Source organism: Enterobacter sp. ECC_219_Taxon_10, assembly GCF_058354905.1.
The window spans coordinates 2,929,972-2,956,651 of the sequence record NZ_CM178005.1 but is presented as its reverse complement, the minus strand read 5'-3'; the positions used below and the strand labels follow the sequence as shown (position 1 = coordinate 2,956,651).

Here is a 26,680-nt window from a genome sequence, read left to right as displayed (position 1 = left end):
TCAGGAGTATTATTTTATGGCGGATAAAGAGCTTAAGTTTTTGGTTGTGGATGACTTTTCCACCATGCGTCGCATCGTGCGCAACCTGCTGAAAGAGCTGGGCTTCAACAACGTTGAAGAGGCGGAAGACGGCGTTGATGCGCTGAACAAACTGCAGGCCGGCGGGTTTGGTTTTGTCATCTCCGACTGGAACATGCCAAACATGGACGGTCTGGAGTTGCTGAAAACGATTCGTGCAGACGCGGGAATGGCGTCTATGCCGGTGCTGATGGTCACTGCAGAAGCGAAAAAAGAGAACATCATTGCTGCAGCACAGGCGGGCGCAAGCGGCTACGTGGTGAAGCCATTCACCGCGGCGACCCTGGAAGAGAAGCTCGGTAAGATCTTCGAGAAACTCGGCATGTGAGGTGTTGGTGATGATGCAACCTGCAATGAAACCCGTTGAAGAACACTCGCCGAGCGACATCATCGTGCGCATCGGCAGCCTGACGCGCATGCTGCGTGACAGCCTGCGTGAACTGGGGCTGGATCAGGCCATTGCCGAAGCGGCGGAAGCGATTCCGGACGCCCGCGATCGTCTGGACTACGTTGTGCAGATGACCGCTCAGGCGGCTGAGCGTGCGCTGAACAGCGTTGAAGCGTCGCAGCCGCATCAGGATGCGATGGAAAAGGGCGCAAAAGCGCTGAGCAAACGCTGGGACGAGTGGTTTGAGAACCCTATCGAGCTGGCGGATGCCCGCGAGCTGGTGACGGATACCCGTCAGTACCTGGGTGATGTGCCGGGCCACACCAGCTTTACCAACGCTCAGCTGCTGGACATCATGATGGCGCAGGATTTCCAGGACCTGACCGGTCAGGTGATCAAGCGCATGATGGATGTGATCCAGGAGATTGAGCGTCAGCTGCTGATGGTTCTGCTGGAGAACATCCCGGAACCGGCAGCCCGTCCAAAACGCGAGAACGAAAGCCTGCTCAATGGTCCACAGCTCGACGCCAGCAAGGCGGGCGTGGTGGCAAGCCAGGACCAGGTGGACGACCTGCTGGACAGCCTCGGCTTCTGATTGCGGCCTTTACCCTCAGGTTGTTTGCTCAATCTGAGGGATATTTTTAACGCAGATCCATTTTCACCGTCACGTTACCTTCAAAGCTACCCGGTGAGGGGGTGGTGTCTGTTGTGCTTACCGGCACTGCCTTAATTTTGACAACCCCATTTCCCTGCTCGTCCATGGTGACAGGAAATTCGTAGGTTCCATCCAGCGCGACATTCTGGCTATTTTCATCATACACTCGAATACCCAGATCGTTTCTTTCCAGTAACTTAGCAATGTATGGCGTGCTGCTATCCGCCACACCCTGATCGGCAGACAGCGTGAGCTTTATCCGATCGTTGTTGCCAACCGCGTTATCGTCGCAGTGATAGGAAATATCTACATCTTTAAGGGTATATCCCTGCGGGGGTTGCCCTTTGCTGGTGAATTGCTTGCTGACAATGCTGCCAAACTCTACCTCAATTGTGCTGCCCGCGTTGATTGTACAGCTTAACGGTGCGGAGAGGGTGCCGCCGAACCAGATATCTGACACCTGCTCTGCCTCAGCCGCGTCGCAGCTTCCGCCGGTGCCAATATAGAGGCAGGCGTAGTTCTGCGCGATAAGCGTCTGCGGGATAATTTCCTCGCCAAGAATCGGCTTTTTGACGCGCAGCATGACTGCAACAACATTCCAACGGAATTTACGCTTTACTGTTGCAGCGCCTGAAGGTTGAGTCTCACTGCTGCAGACTGTGCTCTCGCCTTCTGTTTTCGATAGACTCGATTCCAGAACGTAGAACATATTCCCCCTCGAGGTAGGGTACTCATTGATGGGGATTGCAGTTAAAGAGTTACCGTCCGGGGAATTGATCGCGTCAGCATAGCCGGTGATATCCGCATCAATTTTATCGGTCAGATGGCCATATCCATTCGTACCCGGACTGAGTGGGCTGCCAGCGTAGCTTTTTTCGTAGATGACACTCGACGAAAACACATTACCTGGACACGTACAGTTTGCATCCATCTCGGAACCCGCCCCAACCAGATGGCCGGGGACATCGTAATCATGATTTGCAACGTTCTCTGTCGATGTGAATTCATGATCGTATGAGATCGTGTAGGTTTGTGGTGCGCCGAAACAATTTTTGAGTACCGTAACGGCCAGACATGAATCCGTAAATGTCAGGCTCATTGCAGTTGCCAGTGAAGCCGTAGTGGCTAGTTTCTTTATATTATTTAGCATGTGATGATTCCTGCTGACATAGCACGCTAAGCGAGCGAATTCCGTTAGGCGTTTCAGTGCGTCGATCGGTCTGTGGCGAAATGCTGGAGACGCACTGTTGCTCCTGACCGTTGCCCCATTTCACCGTAAGCTGCGTTGTCTCGCCGATACCAGTAAGGTATACGGTACCGGTATCGTCAGCGATGCCGCTCATTGGGGGGAGCGTGCTGGTGACAATGGCACCAAAAGGTACGCGCTGGCCATTTGGACGCGTCAGTGTTACCAGCATCCTGTAGCCTACGTGCGCATCGAAGTTTGCTGCGACAGCCGCGTTACGTGAAGGGATCACGGTGGCAGCCGTGTCGCTACTGTCCACGTTTTCAGGCAGGCTGGCTGTGTCGATACGAATGTAGTTTTCCTGATAGGGAGTCAAGGACGGAATAACGGCATTCCCCAGCCAGTCTGTCTGGATACCTCGCTGGTTCTGGAAACGAACACCGGCGGCGTCGTTGGCATTAACAATGGCAAACTGGCTACCCAGTGGTTGCGCCAGCGTCACGCCGTTCGGGTGCGCAACAATACCCCCGCTGATGCCGTAGTTGAGCTGCTCAGAACTGTCGGAGGAGGCGTAATATCCAGCGTTCAGGTTGGCGTATCGTGAACGGTAGGTGCCATATACACTGCTTGTGTCTTCTCCATCGTGATTTGAATGGCTTTGCTGCAGTGAATAGTTCAGCCTCTCGTCATCCAGCAACGTCCCGTTGACGCCAATATTTTGCCGTGTATAGCCGTTTTTAGTATTGCTGATGTTATAGCTGCTCCAGGCGCGGGGCAGCCACCGAGAGAGCGGTATGCTAAAGCCGAAGGAGACCATACGGTCGGAGTCCTCGCCGTTCGTTTTACTGTAGGTGTAAGCCATGTGATAGCTCACTCCAGAGAGAACGGTGTTGACGCCTAGCGATACGCTGCGTTCTTTTTTGGAGGTTCCCCAATAATCCTGTTGATAACCGTTCAGGTACACGCTTAAGGCGGAAATGTTCTGGCTGATGCTGGCCTGAATACGGTTGCGCTTGTTGTAGTTAAACATCAAGTCGTCTTCGTGACCGTCAAGCTTCTGATTAGCATCGGCAAAACTGTAATATCCACGGCTGGAGTAGCGATAGCTGCCGAGGGTGAAGTTGGTATCGGTAGAGTCAATTTTACCGGAATAGAGCACACGCCATGACTGACCGGTATGCTCGCTACCGTCGTCAAGTTGCGCATCCGCCACGGTGACATCTGCAGACAGCGCACCCAAGGGCCCGAGCGCCACGCCTACACCCGTGTTGGCAGCGTTATAGTCTTTCGAAAGCGTCAGCCCGCCGAACCAGGTAAGCAGATTGTTTAAGCCGTATACCATACTTCCCTGAAGAAAGTCGGGTTCCTTTTGATTGGTGCCACTGTCTGAACGGTAACGTCCTGCCGTAAATTCATACTTCAGGTGTTCCGGGCGTTGCATGACTGCGATGCTGGAGTAGGGCTGGGTAAAGTGATGCTCGGTTCCATCAGCCTCTTTTATCGTAACCTCCAGATCGCCGCTGTTGGTGGTGGAGTAGAGGTCGTTAATCTCAAACGCGCCGGGTGCAACGTTCTGTTGATAAATGAGGTAGCCGTTCTGACGTACGGAGACCTCGGCATTTGAGCTGGCGATACCGCGAATCACCGGGGCATAGCCGCGCTGGCTATAGGGGAGCATCTCTTCGTCCGTGGCCAGGTTTACCCCCCGGTACTGGAGGCTATCGAACACTTCACCGCGGGTACTGCTCTCGCCCGCTGTGAATTGCGCTTTTAGTATATCAATGTCGTGCTGAAGGAACGTGTTAATGGTATCCCAGTGGCGATCGTCATCTGATTTGCTCCACGTTGAGTAGTTGCGCACGCGCCATCCGCCAAGATTCGCCCCGGTTCTTAAATTCAGATACTGGTTTGTGCTGCTGTTATCGCTGCTGTCTTTATTTTGTGATCCTGAAAAAGAGTAATCGCTGAACAAAACCGGCACACCGTCGTCCCAACGTGAAGGATCGACATAATCACGACCATTTCCTTTTATCGCCGCCTGCGGAATGCTCAGCTTTAGCGTCATTGTTGAGAAATCAAGTTGTGCTGATGCCAGCGGGATATAGTTGCCCAAAGAGTTTGGCAGTGTCCCGTCGGCCGGGAGCTTAATCAACTCTGGATAGCGATCGATATTAATCCCCCAACCGCGGAGCATATTCGGCGTCAGCTGTGGCACCAGCGCGCCTTCAGGTGAGCTGACGTAAGCGATATCCGCGTCGGTAAGCCTACGTTCGTTCATCATCACTCTTGAGGGATAGGTACCGGGAAGCTGGGCATTCGATTTCGAAAAGAGTGAGAGATCGATATCCTGTTGCGTCAACATATCCCCTTCCAGCGAAGAGGCGGAAAAGTGATACTCCCGGGCATCCGTTGAGCAGCTCGTGATAATCAGAATGCCGCCAAGGTAGCGGAGGAGTGGGTTTAGCTGAAAGATCCGCTGACCGGACAAAAAATTACGTCCTGTAATCATTGTGCTTGTTTAATCCTGCGCCAGGTTGGAGGTGTATTTTTCGGAAGCATTGCCGTAATCGGTGATGCAGCGCCAACTGACATTCGCTCCTTGTATATTGGCAGGTATCGGGATGGCGACGCTGGATTTAGGTCCTACCATATCGGCTTTTTCTATCTTCTTTGCACCCAGCGAGAGAGAATCAAAAATACTGTAAAATGCCCCATCGTTGATGACGGTAAGCTGCTGGTCATGGCGAACGAAGCGCAGGTTTTTGCATGACTCTGATGGCGAGCCGCTAAGTCCAACAGGGCGCCAGAAGAGTTTCAGGCGCGTTTTATAAATCAGGCGCAGAACATTCTTACCCTCTTCATCTCCAGGCGTGGCGGGTACGGTTCGCACATTAAGGTAGAACAATGTCTCTTTATCGACAGGCAGCGGGCGACCGCTCCAGGTTATTCGCAGACTTTGCTCTTTTTGCGGATCGAGACGAAAGAGAGGTGGCGTCACGATAAAGGGGCCCCGTGTTTTTCCATCCCCAGTATCCGTCCAGGATTGAATTAACCAGGGGAGTTCTTTTTCACTATTTAGTAAGGGCAGGGCTACTTCCTTTTTTGCGGCATCGTAAATTATGCGAGTACGGCCGATTTGTACCCCCGTGGCGTGACAAAAAGTGCTTGCAATAACGGGAATGCATAATAAGAGTTTTATTGATGTGCGCATGGAAAACCCCTCAATAAAGCAGGTTGAAAGAACGATAATAGTCCGAATGCGGACTATTATCTGAGCATGACTCCTTTAATGTCATGGCGTAAATATATTTATTAGCTGAATATTAGGCGATGGTTTATTAGCGATATAAAATATTCACCGTCATATCAGCATCGGCTGGACCGGCGGTTACCGTTGCCGCGAATGATTTATAGCGGGCGTTAAAGTCTGCCTTGATGGTATCAGAAGATTTCGTGGGCAGTTCAATGTAGACCTGTTCTTCAGAACCATCCATGGTGATCAACTGAGCATCGCTCCCTACAGGACTGACGGCAACGCCAATACCTGTCGCGGCGGTGTCACCTGTTGAGGTAATTTTGCTTACATCAAGCAGAGTATTCGTCTTCGTCAAGGTTGTTGGACCGTTAAAGGTCAGTTGAACCGCTGGCAATCCGTCGCTTTTTAATGGACAGTTGGCCAAAATAATAGAGAACGGAGTGAGCGTGGTTTCCTTTCCGACTTCTGTAAAAAGTGAGACCGGATAGGTGCCAAGTGGAATCGTACTGTCTGTGCCGCTGTCCCCTTGAATCGTGCAGCTAGGTTCAATAATTTCACCCGTGAAGTGGATCGTCCCTGCATTCATTTCGGCAGCGAAACTGCCCATTGAAATGACAGCAAGCGTCACGCCCGCAAAAATGTTTCTTTTGAAATCCATCTACAAAAACTCCTGAAGTTGAAAACAAATTGGCATGCAACTTGATATATTTCTCGATTAACGCCGAGCAAAAGTATAGCGGGTAATTTTCATTAGGTAAGCGATGGGCAAGAATAATATTGTATATTGTAAACTATTAAAAATGACATTTGAATTGATTGAATTTAATGTTTGATACGCTGCGGTTATCTAATTTACATATTTTTATCATTTAAGAAATCAAGTGAGCGAAAAAAATAAGCGTATTTTGATGATGTATTTACCAAATGCTCAGCAGGTGAGTATGTACTTAAATTTTACTAAATGCATTTTTAATAATTATTCATCGATGATGATTGGCTGTCAAAACCCACCTGAGCATTATTTAAACCATTTTTCCAGCCTTCTCCTGTACAGGCTCTTCTTAAAGTGTGTAAAAAGGCCCGCTTATAGGGTTTTATCAGCCCATTGACGATGCGCCACCGTGGCATGATACCCGTGACGTAATGGGCTGAGCATGTACTGTGGCAGAAGAGAACGACGACAAAACGGAAGCTCCCACACCCCACCGACTAGAAAAGGCGCGTGAGGAAGGGCAGATACCCCGATCCCGAGAATTGACCTCCCTGCTGATCCTTATCGTCGGGGTGTGCATTATCTGGTGGGGTGGGGAGTCGCTCGCCCGCAAGCTGGCGGGGATGCTCTCCACCGGCTTACGTTTTGACCACAGCATGGTCAACGACCCGAATCTGATCCTCAGCCAGATTATTCAGCTGATAAAAGGGGCCATGGTTGCGCTGCTGCCTCTGATTACCGGCGTAGTGCTGGTGGCGCTGGTCTCGCCGGTGATGCTGGGCGGCCTGGTCTTTAGCGGAAAATCGCTGCAACCCAAATTTTCGAAACTCAACCCGCTGCCGGGCATTGCGAAAATGTTCTCGGCGCAGACCGGGGCCGAGCTGCTCAAGGCTATTCTCAAATCGGTGCTGATGGGCAGTTCCGCGGGATTTTTTCTCTGGTACCACTGGCCCGAAATGATGCGCCTTATCAGCGAGTCGCCCCTCACAGCGATGAGCAACGCGCTGAATCTGGTCGGGCTTTGCGCGCTGCTGGTGGTGCTCAGCATTATTCCGATGGTGGGTTTTGACGTGATCTTCCAGCTTTATTCCCACTTCAAGAAACTGCGGATGTCACGTCAGGACATCCGCGACGAATATAAGCAGATGGAAGGTGACCCGCACGTGAAGGGGCGCATCCGCCAGATGCAGCGTGCCGCCGCCCGTCGCCGCATGATGGAAGATGTGCCGAAGGCGGACGTCATCGTTACCAACCCGACACACTATTCCGTGGCGCTGCGCTATGACGAAAACAAAATGAGCGCGCCGAAAGTGGTGGCGAAAGGGGCGGGGCTGATTGCGTTGCGCATCCGGGAAATTGGCACCGAAAACCGCGTGCCGATCCTGGAAGCGCCTCCGCTGGCGCGAGCCCTCTACCGCCACGCGGATATCGGACAACAGATCCCTGGACAGCTCTACGCCGCGGTGGCGGAAGTGTTGGCCTGGGTATGGCAGTTGAAGCGCTGGCGTCTGGCCGGCGGTCAACGGCCTGTCAAACCTGAGAACCTTCCGGTGCCTGCCGCGCTGGATTTTATGAACGAGAAGGACACTGATGGCTAATCTGGTGGCAATGTTGCGCCTGCCCGGCAACCTGAAATCGACTCAATGGCAGATCCTTGCCGGGCCGATCCTCATCCTGTTGATTCTGTCGATGATGGTACTGCCGCTCCCGGCATTCATCCTCGATCTGCTTTTTACCTTCAATATTGCGCTGTCCATTATGGTGCTGCTGGTGGCGATGTTCACCCAGCGCACCCTGGAGTTCGCCGCGTTCCCGACCATTCTGCTGTTTACCACCTTGCTGCGGCTAGCGCTGAACGTGGCCTCCACGCGTATCATCCTTATGGAAGGCCACACCGGCGCGGCAGCGGCAGGGAAGGTGGTCGAAGCCTTCGGCCACTTCCTGGTGGGCGGGAACTTCGCTATCGGTATCGTGGTGTTCGTTATCCTCGTTATCATTAACTTTATGGTTATCACCAAAGGCGCGGGGCGTATCGCGGAAGTAGGCGCGCGTTTTGTGCTGGACGGGATGCCGGGCAAGCAGATGGCGATCGACGCCGACCTGAACGCCGGGCTTATTGCCGAAGATGAAGCGAAAAAGCGCCGCGCGGAAGTGACGCAAGAAGCGGACTTCTACGGCTCCATGGACGGTGCGAGTAAGTTTGTTCGCGGTGATGCCATCGCGGGCATCCTGATCATGGTGATTAACGTGGTCGGCGGCCTGCTGGTGGGGGTATTGCAGCACGGGATGGACATGGGCCACGCGGCGGAAAGCTATACGCTGCTGACCATTGGTGACGGTCTTGTTGCACAGATCCCGGCGCTGGTCATCTCCACTGCGGCGGGTGTTATCGTGACGCGCGTCAGTACCGACCAGGACGTTGGCGAGCAGATGGTTGGCCAGCTCTTCAGTAACCCGCGCGTGATGCTGCTGGCGGCTGCGGTGCTGGGACTGCTCGGCCTGGTGCCGGGGATGCCAAACCTCGTATTCCTGCTGTTTACGGCGGGGCTGCTGGGCCTGGCCTGGTGGATGCGTGGCCGCGAGGCCAGGCCGGCTGCGGAACCGGTACCGGTGAAAATGCCGGAGAACACCCAGGCTGTAGAGGCGACCTGGAACGACGTTCAACTGGAAGATTCCCTGGGAATGGAAGTGGGGTATCGTCTGATCCCGATGGTGGATTTCCAGCAGGATGGCGAGCTGCTTGGCCGCATCCGGAGTATCCGTAAAAAATTCGCCCAGGACATGGGCTTTCTGCCGCCGGTGGTTCACATCAAGGACAACATGGACCTGCCGCCCGCGCGCTACCGCATTCTGATGAAAGGGGTCGAAATTGGCAGCGGTGATGCCTACCCGGGCCGCTGGCTGGCCATTAACCCCGGCACCGCAGCAGGCACGCTCCCGGGCGAGCAAACCGTCGATCCGGCCTTTGGCCTGGCGGCAATCTGGATTGAAAGCGCGCTGAAAGAGCAGGCGCAAATTCAGGGATATACGGTTGTCGAAGCCAGTACCGTGGTGGCAACCCACCTTAATCATTTGATTGGCCAATTCTCGGCTGAACTGTTTGGCCGTCAGGAAGCGCAGCAGCTTCTCGACCGCGTGACGCAGGAGATGCCGAAGCTGACGGAAGACCTGGTGCCGGGCGTGCTGACGTTAACCACGCTGCACAAGGTGCTGCAGAACCTGCTTGAGGAAAAAGTGCCGATCCGCGATATGCGTACCATTCTGGAAACCCTTGCTGAGCATGCGCCGCTGCAAAGCGATCCGCACGAGCTGACGGCGGTGGTGCGCGTGGCGCTGGGGCGCGCGATCACCCAACAGTGGTTCCCGGGAACCGGCGAAGTCCAGGTTATTGGCCTCGATACGCCGCTTGAGCGCCTTCTGCTGCAGGCCCTGCAGGGCGGAGGTGGCCTGGAGCCTGGGCTGGCGGATCGCCTGCTGGAGCAGACCCAGGAAGCGCTGGCGCGTCAGGAGATGCTGGGGGCACCGCCGGTGCTGCTGGTCAACCACGCGCTGCGCCCGCTACTGTCGCGCTTCCTGCGTCGCAGCCTAAACCAGCTGGTTGTGCTGTCGAATATGGAGCTGTCGGACAACCGCCATATCCGCATGACGGCGACGATTGGAGGAAAATAATGGGTAAATGGTTATGGGTTTTGTTCTTCCCGCTGGCGGTTCAGGCTGCCGGGGAAGGCTCCTGGCAGGCAAGCAGCATGGGCGTGACCCTCAGCAACCGGGGGGTCGCCATGTCCTCTAACCCGCTGTCGCCTTCTGAAACGGTTTCTGGTCAGATGGGGATGGTGGTCTGGAACTACCGGCTGATTGGCCCAACCCCTGCCGGGCTTCGGGTGCGTCTCTGTTCTCAGACTCGCTGTACGGAGATCGACGGAGAGAATGGCACAACCCAGGCATTCAACGGCGTGCCGGCCATTGAACCCTTGCGTTTTATCTGGGAAGTGCCGGGCGGGGGACGTTTGATCCCGGCGCTGAAGGTGCAGAGTAATTCTGTCATCGTCAACTACCGCTAGCTGCCTGCCTTTTCACCAGCCATCAGTCAATTCTGATGGCTGTCTCGCAAAATTGACCTCCTCTTTTGATGCAATAGAAACGCTGTTTTATAAATTAGTGACACGCGTGACGCGACCCTTTGCATTTTTGCCATTCACCCTGCTCGTGATGGCAGAAACAGAAAGGTATCAGGACGTCGTTGCATTTACTGTAGCCGTGTAAAAACTCCCCGATGAGCCTTACCTGCAGGGAGTCTCCCAAATTTGATTAGGGTTGACGGCAATGAAAACACGTAAAATTGGACTCGCAAATTATCTTGCCTACGGAGCAGGCGATTTTCTTGGGGCAGGTACTACCGCCCTGACGGCGGCCTGGCTTTTGTATTTTTATACCACCTTCTGTGGACTCACACCGATTGAGGCAACCTTCATCTTTGCCGCTGCGAGGGTGCTGGATGCTGTTGTCAGCCCGTTAATGGGCTTTTTGACGGATAACTTCGGTACGACCTGGCTTGGGAAGCGCTTTGGTCGCCGTAAGTTCTTTATCCTGCTGGGTATTCCATGCGTGTTCAGCTACTCGTTGATGTGGGTGGGGGACATGAATTTCTGGTACTACCTGCTGACCTATCTGGTGTTTGATATTGTCTACACCATGATTCTGGTGCCTTACGAAACGCTGGTGCCGGAAATGACCGATGACTTCAAACAGAAAACCAAGTTCTCCGGGGCGCGTATCTCTATGGCGCAGATGTCCGCCATTCTGGCCTCCTTCCTGCCGGGGATCCTGCTCACGCAATTCGGGAAAGACAACGCCGTTTCCTTCTTCTACGCAAGCCTGGTCTTCTCCGTGCTGTGCGCGCTGATGCTGACCTTTGTCTGGTTCTTTACCTGGGAGCGCCCGCGTGAGGAGTGGTCTGAAGCGGCGCTGCGTGCTGAAGAAGAGAAGAAGAAGCTGACGCTGGGGCAGAGTCTCAATCGCCTGATCGTTGAGTTAAGCTCCACGCTGCGCATCAAGATTTTCCGTCAGCATCTGGGCATGTACCTCGGCGGCTATATCGCGCAGGACGTGTTTAATGCGGTGTTCACTTACTACGTGGTGTTTGTGCTGATGCAGGAAGCCTCAATGGCGTCCAATCTGCTGGGCACGATGGCTATCTTCCAGTTCCTCGCCGTGATCGGGATGATCCCGCTGTGTATTCGCTTCGGACCTGCTCCGTCCTACCGCATGGTCGTGGTGCTGTTTGGCCTGGCGTCTCTCTCTTACGCCATGCTCTATTATGCGGGCCTGAGCGACGTCTACGCTCTGCTGTTGCTGATCTCTGCGGTGGCTGGGCTGGGCCGCGGCGGTATCAACTACGTGCCATGGAATACCTATACCTACATTGCGGACGTGGATGAAGTAATCACCGGCCAGCGCCGCGAAGGGATTTTCGCCGGCATCATGACCCTGACCCGCAAGGCGTCTCAGGCCGGTGCGGTGATGCTGGTAGGCATTGTGATGCAGATGTCCGGCTTTGTCAGCGGTCAGAAAGTCCAGCCTGCGGAAGTGAGCCACACCATTTTGACGATCCTGAGCGTGGGCACCGTCCTGGTGCTGTTCTGCGGTTTTCTTGTCTCCCTGCGCTTCAAGCTCAACTTGCAGACCCACAGCACGCTGCGCGAGGAGACCGCGAAAATGCGCGAGTGTGGTCATGCGATGCCGGAGTCAGCGACGCCCCACGCCCGCGCTACTGTCGAGATGCTGGCCGGTATGCCTTATGAGTCACTCTGGGGCAATAACAACATCGGTTATCTGAATCGCAACAAGCCAGCGGCACCTTCGCTGAAGGATCGCGCGGTACTCAATTCGACATACAACGGAGGTTAAGATAATGAAAGTTTGGCCTGTCAAACATAGCCCGTTATTGCGTCAGCCTGAACGTTTTATAGCCAGGGACGAGCTGAAATCGCTGATTCAAAAGGTGACGTATAACCTGGTCAATATCCACGACAAAACGGGTGAGTTTTTGCTGCGGCTGGACGACGGACGCGTAATCGACACCAAAGGCTGGGCCGGATGGGAGTGGACGCACGGCGTCGGTTTGTATGGCATCTGGCAGTACTACTGCCAGACCGGCGACGAAGAGATGCGCAACATTATCGACAGCTGGTTTACAGACCGCTTTGCGGAAGGCGCCACCACCAAAAACGTCAATACCATGTCGCCATTCCTGACGCTGGCCTATCGCTACGAAGAGACCAAAAACCCGGCCTGGCTGCCGTGGCTGGAAAGCTGGGCGGAGTGGGCGATAGCCGAGATGCCGCGCACCGATTACGGTGGAATGCAGCACATCACCCTGGCAGAAGAGAACCACCAGCAGATGTGGGATGACACGCTGATGATGACGGTGCTGCCGCTGGCAAAAATCGGCAAGCTGCTCAACAAACCGGAGTACGTTGAAGAGGCGGTGTATCAGTTCCTGCTGCACGTGCAGAACCTGATGGACCGGGAGACCGGGCTGTGGTTTCACGGCTGGAGCTACGACGGTAATCATAACTTTGCCCGTGCCCGCTGGGCGCGCGGCAACAGCTGGCTCACCATCGTGATCCCGGACTTCCTCGAGCTGGTGGATCTGCAGGAAAACAGCGCCGTGCGCCGCTACCTGGTGCAGGTATTGAATGCGCAGATTTCCGCGCTGGCGAAATGTCAGGACGACAGCGGGCTGTGGCATACGCTGCTCGACGATCCACATTCTTATCTTGAGGCGTCCGCCACGGCAGGGTTTGCCTACGGCATTCTGAAAGCCGTGCGCAAGCGCTACGTTGGCGCGGAGTATGCCGAAGTGGCAGAAAAAGCGATTGGCGGTATCGTCAAAAATATTTCGCCGGAAGGCGAGCTGCTGCAAACCTCGTTCGGCACGGGCATGGGCAGCGATCTTGAGTTCTATCGCCAGATCCCGCTGACGTCGATGCCGTACGGACAGGCGATGGCGATACTCTGTTTGACGGAGTATCTGCGGAAGTATTTCTGATAATAAAAAACCCGGCGTCTGCCGGGTTTTTTGTATTACATACGTTCTACGGTTTCGATACCCAGGGTATCCAGACCCAGCTTCAGGGTCTTCGCCGTCAGCTGCGCCAGCTTCAGGCGGCTGTTGCGTACCGATTCATTTTCCGCAGACAGAATAGGGCAGTGCTCGTAGAAGCCGGAGAACAGACCCGCCAGATCGTACAGGTATGCACACATTACGTGCGGCGTGCCGTCACGCGCGACAACCGTCAGCGTCTCTTCGAACTGCAGCAGACGCGCCGCCAGCTGCGCTTCACGATCTTCCGTAATGGTTACTGTCGTATTCGCCAGCACGCTTTCATCAATGTTCGCCTTTCGGAACACGGAGAGCACGCGGGTATAGGCATACTGCATGTACGGCGCCGTGTTGCCTTCAAACGCCAGCATGTTGTCCCAGTCGAAGATATAGTCGGTGGTGCGGTTCTTGGAAAGATCCGCGTATTTCACCGCGCCGATACCCACGGCGTTAGCCAGTTTTTCCAGTTCATCAGCAGGCATGTCCGGGTTCTTCTCGGCCACCAGGCGACGTGCGCGCTCCAGCGCTTCGTCCAGCAGATCGGAAAGCTTCACGGTACCGCCCGCGCGGGTTTTGAACGGCTTGCCGTCTTTACCCAGCATCATGCCGAACATGTGATGTTCCAGCGGAACGCAGTCAGGTACGTAACCGGCTTTACGCACGATAGTCCACGCCTGCATCAGGTGCTGGTGCTGGCGGGAGTCGATGTAGTACAGCACGCGGTCAGCGTGAAGGGTTTCGTAGCGGTATTTCGCGCAGGCGATATCGGTGGTGGTGTAGAGATAGCCGCCATCCTTTTTCTGGATGATCACGCCCATCGGTTCACCTTCCTTGTTTTTGTACTCATCAAGGAACACAACCGTTGCGCCTTCGCTCTCCACCGCGAGGTTTTTGGCTTTCAGATCCGCCACGATGCCGGGCAGCATCGGGTTGTAGAGGCTTTCACCCATCACGTCGTCGCGAGTCAGCGTCACATTCAGACGGTTGTAGGTCAGCTGGTTCTGGGACATGGTGATGTCAACCAGCTTGCGCCACATTTCAAGGAAGTATCGATCGCCGCCCTGCAGCTTCACCACGTAGCTGCGTGCGCGCTCGGCGAAGGCTTCGTCTTCGTCGTAGTGCTTTTTGGCTTCGCGATAGAATCCTTCCAGGTCCGCCAGCGCCATTTCACCCGCGTTTTCCTGCTGCTGTTTCTCCAGGTAAGCAATCAGCATGCCGAACTGGGTGCCCCAGTCGCCCACGTGGTTCGCGCGGATCACCTTGTGACCGAGGAATTCGAGCGTGCGCACCGCGGCGTCACCGATGATGGTGGAGCGCAGGTGACCTACGTGCATCTCTTTCGCCACGTTCGGGGCAGAATAGTCGACAACCACGGTCTGCGCTTCCGGCTGGGAAACGCCCAGACGGTCAGACTTCAGCGCCGCGTCAACGTGGCTCGCCAGGAATGCAGGCTCAAGGAAAATATTGATAAAGCCCGGACCGGCAATTTCGGTTTTGCTGGCAATGCCGGAGAGATCCAGATGCGTCAGTACCTGCTCAGCGAGCTGTCGCGGCGGCATGCCCAGTTTTTTAGCCACTGCCATCACGCCATTAGCCTGATAGTCGCCAAACTGTACTTTTGCTGACTGACGAACCTGCGGTTCGCAATCCGCAGGCGCGCCTGCGGCAATCAGTGCCTGACTGACTTTTTCGGAGAGAAGAGCCTGAATATTCACCTGGATACCTTACGTTTTTGATGCGGGCTTACAACCGCCCGCGCCAGTTAAAGAATTTAGGGCGGGAGTATACTGCAAATGCCTTCTGGCGTCAGCATTGCGGGGCCTGAAGATTGCTCAGAATCCAGGCGGTGAAGGTGTGCATAATCATGCAGTCGCAAAAAGCCGGATTCTGCGGTTGGTCAAAACAGGGCAACAGAGTAAATTAGCGGCTTTGCGACATGAAAAGAGACTGACTTATGGCAAACTGGCAATCCATTGACGAACTGCATGATATTTCCGCAGATTTACCGCGCTTCACAAAGGCGTTCACAGAACTTGCCACCCGTCTTGGTCTGGATATCGCGCCGCTTGAGGCAGATCACATCTCTTTGCGCTGTCACCAGAATGCGACGGCTGAACGCTGGCGCCGCGGGTTTGAACAGTGCGGCGAGTTGCTCTCTGAGAACATCATCAATGGACGCCCAATTTGTCTGTTTAAACTGCATGAACCGGTGAACGTGGCGCACTGGCAGTTCACCGTGGTTGAACTGCCGTGGCCGGGTGAAAAACGCTATCCGCACGAAGGCTGGGAGCATATCGAAATCGTCCTGCCGGGTGAGCCGGAAACGTTGAACGCGCGCGCCCTTGCCCTGCTGTCAGACGACGGGTTAAGCAAGCCGGGGATTTTTGTGAAGACGAGCTCACCGAAAGGCGAGCACGAGCGTCTTCCTAACCCGACGCTGGCCGTGACGGACGGGCAGGTGACCGTGAAATTTCATCCATGGACCATTGAGCAGATCGTTGCCAGCGAAGCCTGAGAGTTGTGATTCGCCGCTGAGACCCGAAACGAGAGGCGTGCCATGATGGCGTGTTAAGCTGATTTAAGGAGGAGTAGATGGCGCTGCTGGAGATTTGTTGTTACAGCGTGGAGTGTGCCCTTACGGCGCAACAGATGGGAGCTGACCGTATCGAACTGTGCGCGGCCCCGAAAGAAGGGGGGTTAACGCCTTCATACGGCGTGTTGAAGTCTGCCCGCCAGGCCGTCACCATTCCGGTCCACCCGATTATTCGTCCTCGCGGCGGCGATTTTTGTTACACGCCGGGCGAGTTCAGTGCCATGCTTGAAGATATCGCCCTTGTTCGTGACCTGGGGTTCCCCGGTCTGGTGACCGGCCTGCTTGATGAAGACGGTCACGTCGATCTGCCGCGGATGCGCCAGGTGATGGATGCCGCTAAAGGGATGGCCGTCACTTTTCATCGCGCGTTTGATATGTGTAAAGATCCGCTTCAGGCCTTTGAAACGCTTGGAGAACTTGGCGTGGCGCGCGTTCTGACATCGGGACAGCAGTCTTCGGCTGAAAAAGGACTGCAATTAATTACGGAACTAAAAGCACATTCCGGTGTTCCAATAATAATGGCGGGTGCGGGAGTCCGTGCCAGCAATCTGGAACGGTTTTTAAACGCCGGGGTGGAAGAGCTTCACAGCTCTGCGGGGAAATGGATACCTTCACCCATGCGTTATCGCAATACAGGGCTGTCAATGTCGACGGATGCTGAAGCGGATGAGTATTCACGCTATGGCGTAGAGGGAGAGTCGGTTGCGGAAATGAAGTCGCTGATTGAGCGTCATCACGTGTAGCAACGTACCGATTTTTACCGCGCATCATGTCGCCCAATATGATGCTTGCTTGTACCAGGCCCCTGCCAATTACACAGGGGCCTTTTTTTATCCCCTCACACTAACCCTCTCCCCATAGGGGAGAGGGGACGGCTCGGTGCGGTTTTTCTCCCTCGCCCCTATGGGGAGAGGGCCGGGGTGAGGGGAAAACTACGGCTTGGTCGCAATCAACACCGCACGCATCGGGGCCGGATAGCCTTCGATGGTTTTGCTGTGATCGGTCGGGTCAAGGAACTGCTCCAGCGATTCGGTGATCATCCAGTCGGTGCGGCGCTGCTCTTCAATTGAGGTAACGCAGACATCGGCAATGCGCACATCCACAAATCCGCACTTCTCCAGCCAGTTTTTCAGCGCCAGCGCGGACGGGATGAAGTAAACGTTGCGCATCTGCGCGTAGCGATCGCCCGGCACCAGAACGGCATGTTCATCACCTTCGATCACCAGTGTTTCCAGCACCAGCTCGCCGCCGCTGACCAGCTGATCTTTGAGCTGCCACAGGTGTTCAAGCGGGGAACGACGGTGATACAGCACGCCCATGGAAAAAACGGTATCAAAGGCTTTCAGGGCCGGGAGTTGCTCTATGCCCAGCGGCAGCAGATGCGCGCGCTGGTCGTTGCCGAGCAGTTTTCGCACCGCCTCAAACTGGCACAGGAAGAGTTGCATCGGGTCGATGCCGACCGCCAGATGGGCTCCCGCGCCAATCATGCGCCACATGTGGTAACCGCTGCCGCAGCCTACGTCCAGAATGGTGCGCCCGGTCAGGTCGGAAAGGTGCGGCAGTACGCGATCCCACTTCCAGTCTGAGCGCCACTCGGTATTGATGTTCACGCCGTAGAGCGAAAACGGCCCTTTGCGCCACGGCATTAAATTACGCATCAGTGTTTCGATGCGGTTGATCTGCCCGGCCGGGAGCGGCTCTTCGCTCTCGGCGGTTACGCTGTGCAGAAGATCCAGACGATGCGGCGTCAGTTCCGGCAGATACTCCACGGCATTTGACCACTGTTTTAACAGGCCGTGCTGTTGATCGCGCTGCCAGGCGGCAATCTGCGCCGGCAGGGTCTCCAGCCAGTGGGAAAGATGGTTTTTAGCAATCAGTTGATAGAAGTTGCTGAATTCAATCATGCCGCATCTCCCGCTTTCAGCGCCACCAGCGAACCAAAGTTAAAGCACTGGAACCACAGTTCGCTGTGCTCAAACCCGGCTTTCTGCAGGCGCGCTTTGTGGGTTTCCACGGAGTCCGTCAGCATCACGTTTTCCAGCATGCTGCGCTTCTGGCTGATCTCCAGCTCGCTGTAGCCGTTCGCCCGTTTGAAATCGTGGTGCATGTTGAACAGCAGCTCGCCTACTTTGGCATCCTCAAAGCTGAATTTCTCAGAAAGCACCAGCGCGCCGCCGGGATTCAGCCCCTGATAAATTTTGTCCAGCAGCAGCTGACGGTCTTCAGGCACCAGGAACTGCAGGGTAAAATTCAGTACCACCATCGAGGCGTTGTTAATCTCGATCTCACGGATATCGCCTTCCACCACGTCCACCGGTACGGGGGCTTTATACGCGTCTATATGGCGACGGCAGCGCTCCACCATGGCCGGGGAGTTATCCACGGCAATGATGCGGCAGCCTTCGTGATGAACGTTACGACGTACCGACAGCGTTGCCGCGCCGAGCGAGCAGCCCAGGTCGTAGACCTGCGTGCCGGGTTGAACGAAGCGCTCAGCCAGCATGCCGATCATAGAGATAATATTGGAATAACCGGGAACAGAGCGCTGGATCATATCCGGGAAGACTTCGGCTACCCGTTCATCGAAGGTCCAGTCGCCCAGGCTGGCGATAGGCGCGGAAAAAAGCGTGTCGCGATCTGACATAACGTAAAAATCCGGGAAAAATAAAGTGGCGTATTGTGCGCTAACGGAGGGAGAAAACCAACTCCCACGGCATATACCACAGGTTAGCCAGCACCATCAGCAAAAGCGAACACCATGTCGCGCTCATGCCGGAACGACGCCAGCGGAATAAGCGGTGGTGGAAGCCATAATAGTGCATTAGCCGGCCAGCTATCAGCAGCAGACCGCAAATATGCACCATCCAGGTTTCCGCGCCATTCATCTCCATAAACAGCAGCAGGATGAGGGCCACGGGAATATATTCAACCGCATTACCGTGAATGCGGATAGCGCTTTGCAGTTCGGAGAAACCGCCGTCGCCATAAGAGACGCGGTACTGCATTCTCAGGCGCACAACATCAAATGAAAATTTAATCAGCAGTAATGCACCTAACACCGCATACAGCGCGCTGACCATACTAACTCCCTGTTTTTGGCAGATGGCACTTCACTATGATAGGGGGTGATATCAGAAAAGAGAAGATTGTTGTGGGATGGACGGCGCGCTGCCCACGGACGGCACCGCAGCCTGCAAGGCCTGCCACAGAGCATCGACCAGTTCGGGTGCCTGAGCGATATCCGGCGTGTGTAAAAAGAGGTACGGCGTGGTGGTGTGTTCCCAGTTTGCGAGTTTTTGCAGCCAGACGGCGAACATCGCCTGATTTTGCTCCATGTTATCGCTGCCGATGAACCGAACCATCGGATTCTGCGCGGTCACGATGGCGTGGACCGGTACTTTCGGTTTTTTACGCTGAGCTTCAACGATCGCCTCGTTATGCGGTACCGCGCTGTGCACCGGGCGGCTATCGAGGATCACCCGGTTTACGGAACGTTCAAGCAGGCCGCGGTTGAGCGCTCTTTCTGCTTCGCCCTTCGCAAAGAAGTCCTGGTGTCGGACTTCCACGCCGTAGGTGAATTCACCGGGCAGGGCATCCAGGAACTGCCAGAGCGCAGGCAGGTCGCGCGGGGCAAATGTGGCGGGAAGCTGGAGCCAGTATTGCCCAATGCGGTTCGTCAGCGGCGACATGCGCGTGAAAAACTCTTCCGTTAAGTCCCCGCAGTTTCGCAGCGCGGCCTGGTGGGAAATGGTCGCCGGAAACTTAAAACAGAAACGGAAATCGTCGGTCGTTTGCTCTCGCCAGCGTTCGACAATCTCGGCTTTGGGGAGCGCATACAGGGTGGTATTACCCTCGACGCAGTTGAAGTGTCGGGCATACTCTTCAAGGCTGGTGATGCCCAGGCGCACCCATTTCGGGTGCGACCACTGGGGAAGGCCCACGTACATCATAGCGCGCTTAAAATCTCATCCGTACTGCGCACGCGTCCGATGCGCGGGAAGATGTGGGTCATGCTGCCCCGATGCTGTTCTGCGGAGGCCGCGCTGCAGGCATCTTCGGCAATCACCAGGTTAAAGCCCAGCTCCCAGGCGTTACGGGCGGTCGATTCCACGCCGATGTTGGTGGAAATGCCACACAGAATAATGGTGTTGATACCGCGACGGCGGAGCTGCAGCTCCAGATCGGTCCCGTAGAAGGCGCCCCACTGACGTTTGGTCACTTCGATATCGCTGTCGCGTTTGCCCAGCGACACCGGGTACGTCCACCAGTTATCCGGCAGGGCATGCGCGGGCGCCTGGGCATCAACGGGCTGTTTTAACGCCTCGGCGAAATCAGCGGACCAGCCGACGCGCACCATGACTACAGGGGCACCGCTGGCGCGGCATTTCTCGGCCAGGCGAGCGGCGCGGTTGACCACATCATCCGCAGCGTGCGGGCCACCGGCAAAGGGGAGGATCCCTTCCTGTAAATCAATCACCACAAGCGCGGTTTTGCGGGCATCAAGTGTTAACATCGTCACTCCAGGTAAATTAATCACTTCCGTAACACCTTACGACGTGATGACCTGTTATCGGTCGGATAATTTTGTTAATTTTTGTGAGAATGCGCAATAAGAGTGCAGCAAACGACCGTCTGGCGGTGGTTCGCTCTTATCGTCCGGCGGAATTTCCAGTATAATAGCCGCCTTTTTTCATCCAGTTGTGACATACAGAAAGCTGCGACATAGTAGCCTGCATACCAGGCGACATTTAGCCTGCGGCTAATTAAGGGATATCTCATGCGTACAGAATATTGCGGGCAGCTGCGTCAGTCCCACGTCGGACAGCAGGTTACCCTGTGTGGTTGGGTCAACCGTCGTCGTGATCTTGGTAGCCTTATCTTCATCGATATGCGCGACCGTGAAGGTATCGTTCAGGTGTTCTTCGACCCGGATCGCGCCGAAGCGCTGAAGCTGGCCTCCGAGCTGCGTAATGAGTTCTGCATTCAGGTCACCGGCACCGTGCGTGCGCGTGACGAGAAAAACGTTAACGCAGACATGGCGACGGGGGCCATCGAAGTGCTGGCGTCCGATCTGGTTATCATCAACCGTGCCGAAGCGCTGCCGCTGGATTCCAACCACGTCAACACTGAAGAAGCGCGTCTGAAATACCGCTACCTGGATCTGCGTCGTCCGGAAATGGCCCAGCGCCTGAAAACCCGTGCGAAAATTACCAGCCTGGTGCGTCGCTTTATGGATGACCACGGTTTCCTCGATATCGAAACCCCGATGCTGACCAAAGCCACGCCGGAAGGCGCGCGCGATTACCTGGTGCCATCCCGCGTTCATAAAGGCAAATTCTACGCGCTGCCGCAGTCACCGCAGCTGTTCAAACAGCTGCTGATGATGTCCGGCTTCGATCGCTACTATCAAATCGTTAAGTGCTTCCGCGACGAAGACCTGCGCGCTGACCGTCAGCCCGAATTTACCCAGATCGACGTGGAAACCTCCTTCATGACCGCCGAACAGGTGCGTGAGGTGATGGAAGCGCTGGTGCGTAGCCTGTGGAACGACGTGAAAGGCGTTGAGCTGGGCGATTTCCCGATTATGACCTTCGCCGAAGCGGAACGTCGCTACGGCTCCGACAAACCAGACCTGCGTAACCCGATGGAGTTGGTGGACGTGGCTGATCTGGTGAAAGCCGTTGAGTTCGCGGTATTCGCGGGCCCGGCTAACGATCCGAAAGGCCGCGTGGCGGCCCTGCGCGTACCGGGCGGTGCGGCGCTGAGCCGTAAGCAGATTGATGACTACGGCAACTTTATTAAGATCTACGGCGCGAAAGGTCTGGCCTATATTAAAGTGACCGAGCGTGCGAAAGGTCTGGAAGGGATCACCAGCCCGGTGGCGAAGTTCCTGAACGCGGACATCGTCGAAGCGATCCTTGAGCGCACCGGCGCGCAGGATGGCGACATGATCTTCTTCGGCGCAGACAACAAGAAAGTCGTTGCGGATGCGATGGGCGCGCTGCGTCTGAAGCTCGGCAAAGACCTGAACCTGACCGACGAAACTAAATGGGCGCCGCTGTGGGTTATCGACTTCCCAATGTTTGAAGACGACGGTGAAGGCGGCCTGACCGCGATGCACCACCCGTTCACCTCGCCGAAAGACATGACGGCGGCAGAGCTGAAAGCGGCACCGGAAGACGCGGTTGCGAATGCCTACGACATGGTTATCAACGGCTACGAAGTGGGCGGTGGTTCCGTGCGTATTCACAGCGGTGACATGCAGCAGACCGTATTCGGCATTCTGGGCATTAACGAGCAGGAACAGCGCGAGAAGTTCGGCTTCCTGCTGGACGCCCTGAAATACGGCACGCCGCCGCACGCGGGCCTGGCCTTCGGTCTCGACCGTCTGACCATGCTGCTGACCGGCACCGATAACATTCGTGATGTTATTGCCTTCCCGAAAACCACTGCCGCAGCGTGTCTGATGACCGAAGCGCCAAGCTTTGCCAACCCGGCTGCGCTGGCCGAGCTGGGCATTGAAGTGGTGAAGAAGGAAGAGAAAAACTGATATGGCATATAAGCTTCCCGTTTCTGTCCTGGTGGTCATTTATGCAGAAGACACGAAGCGGGTGCTGATGTTGCAGCGGCGCGACGATCCTGATTTCTGGCAGTCGGTTACCGGCAGCCTGGAAGAGGGGGAGACCGCGCCGCAGGCCGCCGCGCGTGAAGTAAAGGAAGAGGTCACCATTGATGTTGCTCATGAGCAACTGACCCTGAAGGACTGTCAGCGCACGGTGGAGTTTGAAATTTTTAGCCATTTACGTCATCGCTATGCGCCGGGCATTGAGCGCAATACGGAGTCGTGGTTCTGTCTCGCGCTTCCCCATGAGCGGGAGATCGTGTTTACCGAACACCTGAACTACCGCTGGGTAGATGCGGCGGATGCCGCCGCGCTTACCAAGTCGTGGAGCAACCGGCAGGCGATTGAAGAATTTGTAATTAACGCGGCCTGAGAAGGCGCGATTTTTGGAGAACTTTTTATGGCAGGTCATAGTAAGTGGGCCAACACCAAGCACCGCAAAGCGGCACAGGATGCCAAGCGCGGTAAGATCTTTACCAAAATTATTCGCGAGCTGGTGACAGCGGCGCGTCTGGGCGGCGGCGATCCAGCTTCTAACCCGCGTCTGCGCGCGGCGGTGGATAAAGCGCTGTCTAACAACATGACGCGTGACACCCTGAACCGTGCTATCGCACGTGGCGTCGGCGGTGATGAAGACGCGAACATGGAAACCATCATTTATGAAGGTTACGGCCCTGGCGGTACTGCGGTGATGGTTGAGTGTCTGTCCGATAACCGTAACCGTACCGTTGCGGAAGTGCGCCATGCGTTCACCAAAACCGGTGGTAACCTGGGCACTGACGGTTCTGTAGCTTACCTGTTCAGCAAAAAAGGCGTCATCTCCTTCGAGAAAGGCGACGAAGATGCGATCATGGAAGCGGCGCTGGAAGCGGGTGCGGAAGACGTGGTGACCTACGATGATGGCGCCATTGACGTTTACACCGCCTGGGAAGAGATGGGCGCCGTGCGCGATGCGCTGGAAGCCGCGGGCCTGAAAGCGGACAACGCTGAAGTCTCAATGATCCCGTCTACCAAAGCGGACATGGATGCGGAAACCGCACCGAAACTGCTGCGTCTGATCGACATGCTCGAAGACTGCGACGACGTGCAGGAAGTGTACCACAACGGTGAAATCTCTGATGAGGTTGCAGCGACTCTCTGATGAGAGCCTGTAAACCGTTTACGGGAGACGCGTGATGTCGATTATCCTCGGGATTGACCCCGGCTCGCGCGTCACCGGCTATGGCGTTATCCGTCAGGTGGGACGCCAGCTAACCTACCTCGGCAGTGGCTGTATTCGTACTAAAGTGGACGATCTGCCGTCGCGCCTGAAGCTCATCTACGCGGGGGTGTCGGAGATCATCACCCAGTTTCAGCCGGACTATTTCGCCATCGAGCAGGTCTTTATGGCGAAAAACGCCGATTCAGCGCTAAAGCTGGGTCAGGCGCGCGGCGTTGCCATCGTCGCTGCCGTGAACCAGGATTTGCCGGTATTCGAATATGCGGCAAGACAGGTCAAGCAGACGGTGGTGGGCATCGGTAGCGCGGAGAAAAGCCAGGTGCAGCACATGGTGCGTACCCTGCTGAAGCTTCCCGCGAACCCGCAGGCCGACGCAGCCGATGCGCTGGCGATTGCGATTACCCACTGCCACGTCAGCCAGAACGCGATGCAGATGAGCGAGTCGCGGCTCAACCTGGCGCGAGGCAGGTTACGATAATCAGAAATCAGGCTGGATGTTTATCCAGCCTTTTTTTATTATGTCGGCAGTTAATTTCTTCCAGAACGCAGGAGCGTCACGTGATAGGCAGACTCAGAGGCATCATTATTGAAAAACAACCCCCGTTAGTGCTGCTGGAAGTGGGTGGCGTGGGCTATGAAGTCCATATGCCGATGACCTGCTTCTACGAGCTGCCGGACGCGGGCAAAGAGGCGGTTGTCTTTACTCAGTTTGTGGTGCGTGAAGATGCTCAGCTGCTCTACGGCTTCAACAACAAGCAGGAACGCACCCTGTTCCGCGACCTGATTAAAACCAACGGCGTCGGGCCGAAGCTGGCGCTGGCGATTTTGTCCGGTATGTCAGCCCAGCAGTTTGTGAATGCCGTTGAGCGCGAAGATCCTGCGGCGCTGATTAAGCTTCCGGGCATCGGTAAGAAAACCGCAGAGCGTTTGATAGTCGAAATGAAAGACCGCTTTAAAGGTCTGCACGGCGATCTGTTCACCCCGGCGGCCGATTTGGTTCTGACCTCCCCGGGCGCGCCTGCCTCTGATGATGACGCCGAGCAGGAAGCGGTTGCCGCGCTGGTGGCGCTGGGCTATAAACCTCAGGAGGCCAGCCGCATGGTGAGCAAAATTGCCAAACCGGATGCCAGCAGTGAAACCCTGATTCGTGAAGCGCTGCGCGCTGCATTGTGAGGTAAAGGATGATTGAAGCAGATCGCCTGGTATCGGCAGGCACCCTTCAGGCAGAAGACGTGGTGGATCGCGCGATCCGCCCTAAGCTGCTTGATGAGTATATCGGCCAGCCGCAGGTACGTTCCCAGATGGAGATTTTCATCCAGGCGGCAAAGCTGCGCGGCGATGCACTCGATCACCTGCTGATTTTTGGCCCGCCGGGGTTAGGGAAAACCACCCTGGCGAATATCGTCGCCAACGAAATGGGCGTTAATCTGCGCACCACCTCCGGCCCGGTGCTGGAGAAAGCGGGCGATCTGGCGGCGATGCTGACCAACCTTGAACCGCATGACGTGCTGTTTATCGACGAAATCCACCGCCTGTCTCCGGTGGTGGAAGAGGTGCTCTATCCGGCGATGGAAGATTACCAGCTGGATATCATGATTGGCGAAGGCCCGGCCGCGCGCTCTATCAAAATCGATCTCCCTCCGTTTACCCTGATTGGCGCCACGACCCGTGCCGGATCGTTGACCTCTCCGCTGCGCGACCGCTTCGGTATCGTTCAGCGTCTGGAGTTTTATCAGGTGCCGGACCTGCAGCATATCGTTGGCCGTAGCGCGCGCTATATGGGGCTGGATATGAGTGAAGAGGGCGCTTTTGAAGTGGCGAAGCGTTCGCGCGGGACGCCGCGTATTGCCAACCGCCTGCTGCGTCGCGTGCGTGACTTTGCCGAAGTGAAGCATGATGGCACCATTTCGGCAGAGATTGCCGCCCAGGCGCTGGATATGCTTAACGTCGATGCCGAAGGCTTTGACTATATGGACCGCAAGCTGCTGCTGGCGGTGCTGGATAAGTTCTTTGGTGGCCCGGTTGGCCTGGATAACCTGGCGGCGGCGATCGGTGAAGAGCGTGAGACGATTGAAGATGTGCTGGAGCCGTATCTGATCCAGCAGGGCTTCTTACAGCGCACGCCGCGTGGCCGAATGGCGACGGTGCGGGCGTGGAATCATTTTGGTATCACCCCACCGGCAATGCCGTAACGATGAGCAGGCGGGATGTTAAATTCCGCCTGCGACGCTGACCGATTATTCACCTCATCCGATTTTCCCATCAATATTATTTTGGATAAATTTATCATCCATATCATTTGAGATAATTCACTCATTTTATCTACTATGAATTTATAGCGATACCCAAGCTATAAATGAATTTTATTTACCCTATCAGGAATAACAAAATGAAATTAATGAAGGCAATATCTATTGCCGCTTTGACTATGGCGGCTATATCTGGCGTAGCGAATGCCGCTATTTCAGGAACCCAAACATGGAAAATGGTAGATCAGAGACTTGAAAATACCAGTAACGGACAAAAACTGTGTATGACTGGCGCTGGCCTGGAGCAGGCGACGATGGAAGAGTGTGGTTCTAATCCAGCTATGCAGAATATACGTGAGCCCAATTTCGCTCTTGGTGGGACTCTGATTCTGGATGAACATCCATATTATGTGTTCGGACCAATAGATAATAAAATCTATTTAGTCCAAAATGACACTTCCGCGCCTCATTGGAACCATGTTAACGGACAGATGATAACAAGTGATTATGAAGGTCATGAGAAATGTCTTGATATTGAAGGCGGTATAAATGTCCCAGGCGCCAAATTGTATTTAGCAACTTGTACTAATAAATAAAATAAGCACCGATAATTTCAT

26 protein-coding genes are annotated in these 26,680 nt (G+C 55.3%); 16 read left to right on the top strand and 10 right to left on the bottom strand.

Features of this window, described 5'->3' with window-relative positions:
* Window positions 1-16 precede the first annotated feature (16 nt).
* Together cheY and cheZ are read left to right on the top strand one after the other, a co-directional pair.
* A complete protein-coding gene (gene cheY, locus AC4ICF_RS14080; RefSeq protein ID WP_008500431.1) occupies window positions 17-406 on the top strand; it encodes a chemotaxis response regulator CheY in 390 nt (129 codons plus the stop codon).
* A gap of 10 nt (window positions 407-416) precedes the next feature.
* Complete coding sequence (gene cheZ, locus AC4ICF_RS14075) at window positions 417-1,061, top strand: protein phosphatase CheZ (RefSeq protein ID WP_047345948.1); 645 nt, start codon at window positions 417-419, stop codon at window positions 1,059-1,061.
* 46 nt (window positions 1,062-1,107) lie between these two features.
* On the opposite strand, the gene AC4ICF_RS14070 is transcribed toward cheZ, so the two are convergent.
* The 4 genes from AC4ICF_RS14070 to AC4ICF_RS14055 all read right to left on the bottom strand — a co-directional run bounded on the left by AC4ICF_RS14070 (window position 1,108) and on the right by AC4ICF_RS14055 (window position 6,221).
* Complete coding sequence (locus tag AC4ICF_RS14070; protein WP_316379496.1) at window positions 1,108-2,271, bottom strand: fimbrial protein; 1,164 nt, start codon at window positions 2,269-2,271, stop codon at window positions 1,108-1,110.
* Window positions 2,261-4,816, bottom strand: coding sequence for a fimbria/pilus outer membrane usher protein (locus AC4ICF_RS14065; protein WP_316379498.1), 2,556 nt, complete (start codon window positions 4,814-4,816; stop codon window positions 2,261-2,263). The genes AC4ICF_RS14070 and AC4ICF_RS14065 overlap by 11 nt, the downstream gene beginning before the upstream one ends.
* Before the next feature lie 9 nt (window positions 4,817-4,825).
* A complete protein-coding gene (locus AC4ICF_RS14060) occupies window positions 4,826-5,518 on the bottom strand; it encodes a fimbrial biogenesis chaperone (RefSeq protein ID WP_233003077.1) in 693 nt (230 codons plus the stop codon).
* A gap of 127 nt (window positions 5,519-5,645) precedes the next feature.
* Window positions 5,646-6,221 carry a fimbrial protein gene (locus AC4ICF_RS14055; protein ID WP_233003076.1) on the bottom strand — a complete coding sequence of 192 codons (576 nt, stop codon included), beginning with the start codon at window positions 6,219-6,221 and terminating at the stop codon, window positions 5,646-5,648.
* 503 nt (window positions 6,222-6,724) lie between these two features.
* Here AC4ICF_RS14055 and flhB point away from each other — a divergent pair.
* The 5 genes from flhB (at window position 6,725) to bglB (ending at window position 13,326) form a co-directional block, all read left to right on the top strand.
* A complete protein-coding gene (flhB, locus tag AC4ICF_RS14050) occupies window positions 6,725-7,873 on the top strand; it encodes a flagellar biosynthesis protein FlhB (protein ID WP_041909432.1) in 1,149 nt (382 codons plus the stop codon).
* Window positions 7,866-9,944: a flagellar biosynthesis protein FlhA gene (flhA, locus tag AC4ICF_RS14045; RefSeq protein WP_316379501.1), complete on the top strand. Its 2,079-nt coding sequence runs from the start codon at window positions 7,866-7,868 to the stop codon at window positions 9,942-9,944. The genes flhB and flhA overlap by 8 nt, the downstream gene beginning before the upstream one ends.
* Window positions 9,944-10,336, top strand: coding sequence for a flagellar protein FlhE (gene flhE, locus AC4ICF_RS14040; protein WP_316379502.1), 393 nt, complete (start codon window positions 9,944-9,946; stop codon window positions 10,334-10,336). The genes flhA and flhE overlap by 1 nt, the downstream gene beginning before the upstream one ends.
* Before the next feature lie 262 nt (window positions 10,337-10,598).
* Entirely contained in the window at window positions 10,599-12,182 is a 1,584-nt protein-coding gene (locus tag AC4ICF_RS14035) for an MFS transporter (protein ID WP_116339067.1), read from the top strand.
* A 4-nt stretch (window positions 12,183-12,186) separates the two neighbouring features.
* A complete protein-coding gene (gene bglB, locus AC4ICF_RS14030) occupies window positions 12,187-13,326 on the top strand; it encodes a beta-galactosidase BglB (protein ID WP_316379503.1) in 1,140 nt (379 codons plus the stop codon).
* Window positions 13,327-13,361: 35 nt separating this feature from the next.
* On the opposite strand, the gene argS is transcribed toward bglB, so the two are convergent.
* Window positions 13,362-15,095 carry an arginine--tRNA ligase gene (gene argS / locus AC4ICF_RS14025; RefSeq protein ID WP_116339071.1) on the bottom strand — a complete coding sequence of 578 codons (1,734 nt, stop codon included), beginning with the start codon at window positions 15,093-15,095 and terminating at the stop codon, window positions 13,362-13,364.
* A gap of 239 nt (window positions 15,096-15,334) precedes the next feature.
* On the opposite strand from argS, the gene AC4ICF_RS14020 reads away from it, so the two are divergent.
* The gene (locus tag AC4ICF_RS14020) at window positions 15,335-15,895 is read left to right on the top strand and encodes a VOC family protein (RefSeq protein ID WP_316379504.1); all 561 of its coding nucleotides are present in this window, start codon (window positions 15,335-15,337) and stop codon (window positions 15,893-15,895) included.
* Between the two features lie 77 nt (window positions 15,896-15,972).
* Window positions 15,973-16,716, top strand: coding sequence for a copper homeostasis protein CutC (gene cutC / locus AC4ICF_RS14015; protein WP_233003071.1), 744 nt, complete (start codon window positions 15,973-15,975; stop codon window positions 16,714-16,716).
* A gap of 189 nt (window positions 16,717-16,905) precedes the next feature.
* Here the strand turns inward: cutC and cmoB are convergent, their stop codons facing one another.
* Genes cmoB through AC4ICF_RS13990 form a run of 5 tightly spaced genes read right to left on the bottom strand, consistent with a single transcriptional unit; the run spans window position 16,906 to window position 20,486 of the window.
* Window positions 16,906-17,877 carry a tRNA 5-methoxyuridine(34)/uridine 5-oxyacetic acid(34) synthase CmoB gene (gene cmoB, locus AC4ICF_RS14010; RefSeq protein ID WP_116339079.1) on the bottom strand — a complete coding sequence of 324 codons (972 nt, stop codon included), beginning with the start codon at window positions 17,875-17,877 and terminating at the stop codon, window positions 16,906-16,908.
* Complete coding sequence (gene cmoA / locus AC4ICF_RS14005) at window positions 17,874-18,617, bottom strand: carboxy-S-adenosyl-L-methionine synthase CmoA (protein ID WP_163329865.1); 744 nt, start codon at window positions 18,615-18,617, stop codon at window positions 17,874-17,876. Before cmoA ends, cmoB begins: the two co-directional genes overlap by 4 nt.
* 40 nt (window positions 18,618-18,657) lie before the next feature.
* Entirely contained in the window at window positions 18,658-19,053 is a 396-nt protein-coding gene (locus AC4ICF_RS14000; protein ID WP_116339083.1) for an MAPEG family protein, read from the bottom strand.
* A 51-nt stretch (window positions 19,054-19,104) separates the two neighbouring features.
* A complete protein-coding gene (locus tag AC4ICF_RS13995; RefSeq protein WP_316379506.1) occupies window positions 19,105-19,923 on the bottom strand; it encodes a DUF72 domain-containing protein in 819 nt (272 codons plus the stop codon).
* Window positions 19,920-20,486, bottom strand: coding sequence for a hydrolase (locus tag AC4ICF_RS13990; protein ID WP_316379507.1), 567 nt, complete (start codon window positions 20,484-20,486; stop codon window positions 19,920-19,922). The genes AC4ICF_RS13995 and AC4ICF_RS13990 overlap by 4 nt, the downstream gene beginning before the upstream one ends.
* A gap of 264 nt (window positions 20,487-20,750) precedes the next feature.
* Between AC4ICF_RS13990 and aspS the strand changes: the two genes are divergently transcribed.
* The 7 genes from aspS to AC4ICF_RS13955 all read left to right on the top strand — a co-directional run bounded on the left by aspS (window position 20,751) and on the right by AC4ICF_RS13955 (window position 26,659).
* A complete protein-coding gene (gene aspS / locus AC4ICF_RS13985) occupies window positions 20,751-22,523 on the top strand; it encodes an aspartate--tRNA ligase (RefSeq protein ID WP_061097871.1) in 1,773 nt (590 codons plus the stop codon).
* 1 nt (window position 22,524) lies between these two features.
* Window positions 22,525-22,968, top strand: a complete 444-nt coding sequence (nudB, locus tag AC4ICF_RS13980; RefSeq protein ID WP_061097872.1) for a dihydroneopterin triphosphate diphosphatase — start codon at window positions 22,525-22,527, stop codon at window positions 22,966-22,968.
* 27 nt (window positions 22,969-22,995) lie between these two features.
* Complete coding sequence (locus tag AC4ICF_RS13975) at window positions 22,996-23,736, top strand: YebC/PmpR family DNA-binding transcriptional regulator (RefSeq protein WP_003859747.1); 741 nt, start codon at window positions 22,996-22,998, stop codon at window positions 23,734-23,736.
* A 34-nt stretch (window positions 23,737-23,770) separates the two neighbouring features.
* The gene (gene ruvC, locus AC4ICF_RS13970) at window positions 23,771-24,292 is read left to right on the top strand and encodes a crossover junction endodeoxyribonuclease RuvC (protein WP_003859749.1); all 522 of its coding nucleotides are present in this window, start codon (window positions 23,771-23,773) and stop codon (window positions 24,290-24,292) included.
* A gap of 80 nt (window positions 24,293-24,372) precedes the next feature.
* Window positions 24,373-24,987: a Holliday junction branch migration protein RuvA gene (ruvA, locus tag AC4ICF_RS13965; RefSeq protein WP_316379508.1), complete on the top strand. Its 615-nt coding sequence runs from the start codon at window positions 24,373-24,375 to the stop codon at window positions 24,985-24,987.
* Window positions 24,988-24,995: 8 nt separating this feature from the next.
* The gene (ruvB, locus tag AC4ICF_RS13960; protein ID WP_025756924.1) at window positions 24,996-26,006 is read left to right on the top strand and encodes a Holliday junction branch migration DNA helicase RuvB; all 1,011 of its coding nucleotides are present in this window, start codon (window positions 24,996-24,998) and stop codon (window positions 26,004-26,006) included.
* Window positions 26,007-26,203: 197 nt separating this feature from the next.
* On the top strand, window positions 26,204-26,659 hold the full coding sequence (locus tag AC4ICF_RS13955; RefSeq protein ID WP_316379509.1) for a hypothetical protein: 456 nt from the start codon (window positions 26,204-26,206) through the stop codon (window positions 26,657-26,659).
* Window positions 26,660-26,680 lie beyond the last annotated feature (21 nt).